Origin of the sequence: Mycobacterium sp. 1165178.9, assembly GCF_001673555.1 — a bacterium.
Lineage (GTDB): Bacteria > Actinomycetota > Actinomycetes > Mycobacteriales > Mycobacteriaceae > Mycobacterium.
In genome coordinates this window covers 1-5,189 of the sequence record NZ_LZMB01000114.1, presented here as the reverse complement: position 1 = coordinate 5,189, position 5,189 = coordinate 1, and the positions used below count along the sequence as shown (strand labels likewise).

The following is a 5,189-nucleotide window of genomic DNA, read 5'->3' as shown; positions in this document are numbered from 1 at the left end:
CAAACGAATGACGAAGCCGCCACCACGAATCCGTTCCTGCTGCTGGAATTGGGCCTGACGACGGGGCAGCCAAAAGCGCGAAGCGTTTACGACAAGTGGGTCAGTCACGGGAAGGCGCAATCGTGAAGGCAGCATTCCGAGGGCTCATCGCTGCGCTGCTATTGGTCTGCTTCGCGCTTCACGCCCTTCCGGTCGCGCAGGCGAACTACGGCGGGTACGGCGATTGCGACCCGGGAGTTCCCATGCCCGGCTACGACGCGACGCAGATGGCGCCGCCCAACGAAATGCACACCTACGACTACGACCCGTTGAGCCCGGAAGTTCGTAACGCTCAAGAGCCTTCGCGAGCCGAGCTCGCCGATATCGACGATAAGGACGCGGTACGGGGCAACGCGGACACGCTGCAGGGCATGAAAGCCCGTTGGAAGAAGTATGTCCTCGGCGGCGGCGCCAAGCCATGGGACAAGTGGAAAAAGGCTTACATCAACGTCCTTCAGAACCGGCGCGTCGGTCCGGCCTTTGAGAAGTTTCTTTACGACAGCTGGAAGCTGGGCGAATTGCCACCCGAGGCCGGCTGGCAGACCAACAAGCAGCTGCCCAAGAACATCCTGCCGAGCGGTCCCGTTTTTGACATCTTCAACATCGCCGACAGCGTGCCGGTCTCGAAATGGCTGGTGATCGAAGCCAAGTCCGGCACCACGCTGGGTACGCACGCCCGTAACCAATTCGTCGATCACGTCAAGAGGATGGGCCAGCTCGGCTCGTCGCTGATGGTGATGTTCGCCGGCAGACCCACCGACGCGACGCAGAGGTGGATGAAGCAAACGATCGACGATTTGAGGGCCGCCGGTGTCAAGATGCCTCCCGCATTCTGTGCCCGCTATACACCCGCCAAGCCGCAGGAGAGACAGAATCCGGGTTCTGCGGCGGGCAATTCGGCTCCGCGACCCGCGCCGGATCCCGTTCTGGATGAATCGGCGGATTCGCCCGAGGACCAAGCGCTCGAGGACCAAATAGCAAGCGGGCTCGAGGCGGAGGACAACCCCACCGAGCAGGTGCCCGCGCAGGCGCCGACAAACGCGCCGATCCCGGCGGGCGCAAATCCGGCACCGGCGCCCGCGCCGCAGGCACCGGCCCCCGGGCCGCAAGCACCGGCTCCCGCGCAGCCCCCGGCGCTACCGGCACCACAAGCACCCGCGGCGCCCGCGCCACCGCGCCTGCCCGCACCGGCCCTACCGGCGCCACAACTACCGGCGCCGCCGCGCGTGCCCGCGCCCGCCTTACCGGCACCACCGCGCCTGCCCGCGCCCGCCTTACCGGCACCACAACTACCCGCGCCACCGCGCCTGCCCGCACCGGCGCTGCCCGCACCGCAAATACCCGCCGCACCCGCGCCGCCACGACTTCCCGCGCCCGCGCTCCCCGCGCCCGCGCTCCCCGCGCCCGCGCTTCCGGCACCCGCGGTGCCCGCACCAGCGGTGCCGGCCCCTTCAGTCCCGGCTCCCACGGTGGGCGTGCCGGTCTCGGCATCGCCCGGGCCCTTCGGCGGCATCGACTTCACCTCACTGGAGATGCGTTACGTCACCGACTCCGTCAACGGCAAGCCGGCCATGCAGTACGCCTTCAGCGCGAACACCTTGCCGGTCACCGAAGCCTCCTACGGCGGACGGCGCAACGCGAAAATGGCAATGGACGCCTTCTACGTCTGGCTGGCGCTGCCACCGCAGAATTTCTGGGTGAACCTCAAACCCACCGAGCCGGACCGCATCATCGAGGCGGCGTTCGGCCGGACGGAAGCGGGGGAAGTCCTGCTCGAGGCGGACCTGGAAATGAAGCTGGTGTCGGCTCGGCTGCAGAAGACCGACACCGAACTGGGTCGTCGTTTCGTCGACGCCATGCAGGGCAACAAATGCTATCTGGGTAGGCGCTTATGGATCGTGCCGCAACCGGCCGAAGTCCACGAGGACGGCGACCAGCTCTACATTCTCGACACGCCGCTCACGGTGAAGATCGGGACCGACCAAAGTGACGTCACTCCGGGCACAGACCTGTGCCAAGACCAGGACCCGGCGGTCACCGACCACAACGGTCAGCTGTACCAACAGATGATCATGCCTGCGCTCATCGACGCGGTGAATCACAACCCGGATTTCGCCGACCTGCGCCGGGTCTACACCAGCCGGGTGGCGGCCGAGTGGTATCGGAAGCGCAACGCCAACAAGCCAACTCAGTACGCGAAGCTCATCGACTCCGGCAACATCGACGATCTGACTGTGGCATGGGATCCGCACGAGGTGTGGCAACGTTATCTGGATTCCACCAAACACCCCGAGCCCACCTTCAGCTGGACCGATGCCAAAGGGACGACGTGGACACGGTCATGGGGCGGAGTCGATTTCAGTAAGGTGGAGACCCACGACATCGGCGCGCCGGAGTTCACGCAGAAGTACGACTCGGTCGCAAAGACAGCGGGGCCGTCGATCATCGGCCCGCTGGTACAGGACAATGCCAAGCAGGTGTGGTTGGGCAACGTGGTCAGCTCGGTACCGTTGGACCAGATCTGGCCCTCGAAGCTGGGCCCCTGGGTGCCGTTCGTGGCTCCGGCAACCGCGCCGTCAAAGCCGTTGTTCTACTTGGTGCTTTTGCCCGCGGTGGCCTGGCTGGGCGGCGGCGGATATCTCCTCTGGCGCCGACGACGAGCGAGTGGGGTGCGCTGACATGGCCGACCCAAAACATCCAGACCAGCACGGCGCAGGATCAGACCCGTTCGGCGGCGATCCGTTCGGCAACGCGGCATACGACCCGTTCGGCGCGGATCCGTTCGCCGGTACCAGCTCCGATCCGTTCGGTCAGAGCGAGGCTACGGCCTGGCCGCAACAACAGGCCCGCAGCTCGGCCCCGCCCCCGGTGGCTCCCCGTCGCGCACGCCTTCCCGCGCAAGCACTTCCGCCGCCACCGTCACCGCCGAAGCGGTCAAGCCCGGTACCGCAGCGTCCGGCTGTCGACGCTTCCAAGCTGCCGGACACGGTGGCGTTCGCCGGTTGGTTGTTCGCCGGCATCGGCGCGGTCATGCTGACGCTGGCCATAGCGGTCGCGATGGCCATCCCCGAATTCGATTGGTACTACGGCAGTCACACCTGGCTGGCGGTGACAGCGGCGACGGGCGGCGTGCTGCTCGGTGCGGCGATCATCTGGCAGGCGATCCGAATCGTCAAGCACCGGCGTCTAGCTCGGCCGGTCGCCGTGATCGGATGCGGGCTGACCTTGTCGCTCGCGGCGTTTGGGCTCATCGCCGGGCCCGGCAGTGCGGTGGCGTGGTTCACTCACCTGACCCAGGCGGGCGCCGTCACCGCGGCAGTCACCGCGGTGGCCACCGGCGTGCTGCTGTTCCTACCCCCATCCAACGCATACCTGCACCGTGACGCCCACAAGCCGCCTCCCCCTCCGACTTTCGCCGAGATAGTCAACGCGGCGCATCATGTACCGAGAACCACTGCGCCACAGCAGCATTCGCCGGCCAGCGGCCCGCCCCCCGCACCGCGGCGTCCACCGGCAAGCAACCCGCCCGCCGCACCGCCGTACCCGCCGGCAAGCAACCCGCCGCCCGCACCTCGGCCCGCCGATTTCGACCCGTTCTCCTAGGGCCGCGGGGCGCCCAGCCGGTAGACCCGCCAACCCGCCCGCTGCCAGCGGGCGGTGTCCAGGCAGTTGCGGCCGTCCACGATCACGCGCGCCCGCACCCGGTCGGTCAGGTCGCTGGGATCCATGTCGACGAACTGGCGCCACTCGGTGAGCACCAGCACCGCATCCGCGCGCTCGCAGGCCTCCTCGACCGAGACGGCGTAATTCAGCGTCGGAAACAGGCGCTGTGCATTCTCGAGGGCCTTGGGGTCATACACGTTCACCGCCGCCCCATTGAGCTGCAGCTGGCCCGCGACGTTGAGCGCGGGTGAGTCACGCACATCGTCGGATTCAGGCTTGAATGCCGCGCCGAGCACCGCGATGTTGGCGCCCAGCAGCGAGCCGCCGCAGGCCGCGCTGGCCAGTTCCACCATCCGGGTGCGGCGGCGCATGTTGATGCTGTCCACCTCGCGCAGGAACGTCAGCGCCTGATCGGCGCCCAGCTCGCCGGCGCGCGCCATGAACGCACGGATGTCCTTGGGCAGGCATCCGCCGCCGAAACCCAAACCGGCATTGAGGAATTGGCGTCCGATGCGAGGGTCGTAGCCGAGCGCATCGGCCAGCAGGCTGACGTCGGCGCCCGCCGCCTCGCATACCTCGGAAATGGCGTTGATGAACGAAATCTTGGTCGCCAGAAAGGCATTGGCCGAGACCTTGACCAGTTCCGCGGTCTGCAAATCCGTCACCAGGAACGGCACGCCGGCCTCGACCATCGGCCCGTACAGCTCCCGAACGGCCGCCTCGGCGCGCGTCGAATCCTCGTTGACGCCCAACACGATCCGGTCCGGATTCAGAGTGTCTTGCACCGCGTAGCCTTCGCGCAAAAACTCTGGATTCCAGGCGATTTCGACATCGACACCATCCGGTGCCAGCGCGGCGGCGCGCTGGTTCAACTCGGCCGCGGTGCCGACCGGAACAGTCGACTTGCCAACCAGCACCGCCGAAGTCGTCAGTCGGGGCACCAGCGCATCGATGACGGCATAGACATGGCGTAGGTCGGCGCCGTATTCGCCCTTCTTCTGCGGTGTGCCCACACCTAAGAAGTGCACGTCGGCGAAGCCGGCCGCCATGTCGTAGTCGGTGGTAAAGCGCAGCCGGCCCGCAGCCAGATTCTCCCTCAACAGCTTTCGCAGGCCGGGCTCGTAGAAGGGGATGTCACCCCCGGCGAGCTTGGCCACCTTGCCGGGGTCGATATCGATCCCGAGCACGTCGTGTCCCAACGCCGCCATCCCAACTGCGTGGGTGGCACCGAGGTAACCCGTGCCGAACACGGTGCATCGCATACGTCCGGTGTAGGTGGCCCCGATGAGCTGACTGCATCGCGGGGCTAAGCGGGAGGCAAACGGCAGATGACAGGTGGCTGCCGTCAGGCGCTAATGGCGACCGCCGCCGTGGCCGCCGCCGAAACCGGGGAAGCCGCCGCCGCCGTGGCCACCACCGCCGCCGGGGAACCCGGGGAAGCCGCCGCCGCCGTGCCCGCCACCACCGTGCGGTCCGTCGTCGCCGCC

General features: G+C 67.4%; 3 protein-coding genes. 2 read left to right on the top strand and 1 reads right to left on the bottom strand.

Translation table 11 applies throughout. The features are described from left to right. Nucleotides 1-122 precede the first annotated feature (122 nt). Nucleotides 123-2,717 (top strand): hypothetical protein, encoded by a 2,595-nt coding sequence (locus A5652_RS05750; RefSeq protein WP_067347588.1) that lies wholly within the window; start codon nt 123-125, stop codon nt 2,715-2,717. A gap of 1 nt (nt 2,718) precedes the next feature. Continuing rightward, on the top strand, nt 2,719-3,642 hold the full coding sequence (locus A5652_RS05745; protein ID WP_067347584.1) for a hypothetical protein: 924 nt from the start codon (nt 2,719-2,721) through the stop codon (nt 3,640-3,642). Here A5652_RS05745 and A5652_RS05740 read toward each other — a convergent pair. Next, complete coding sequence (locus A5652_RS05740; protein WP_067347581.1) at nt 3,639-4,964, bottom strand: UDP-glucose/GDP-mannose dehydrogenase family protein; 1,326 nt, start codon at nt 4,962-4,964, stop codon at nt 3,639-3,641. The two genes, A5652_RS05745 and A5652_RS05740, sit on opposite strands and share 4 nt — an antisense overlap. Between the last annotated feature and the right edge of the window lie 225 nt (nt 4,965-5,189).

Excerpts from the sequence above, each read along its gene's own strand:
- A5652_RS05745 (WP_067347584.1), top strand. The coding sequence starts at position 2,719 with ATGGCCGACCCAAAACATCCAGACCAGCACGGCGCAGGATCAGACCCG.
- A5652_RS05740 (WP_067347581.1), bottom strand. The coding sequence starts at position 4,964 with ATGCGATGCACCGTGTTCGGCACGGGTTACCTCGGTGCCACCCACGCA.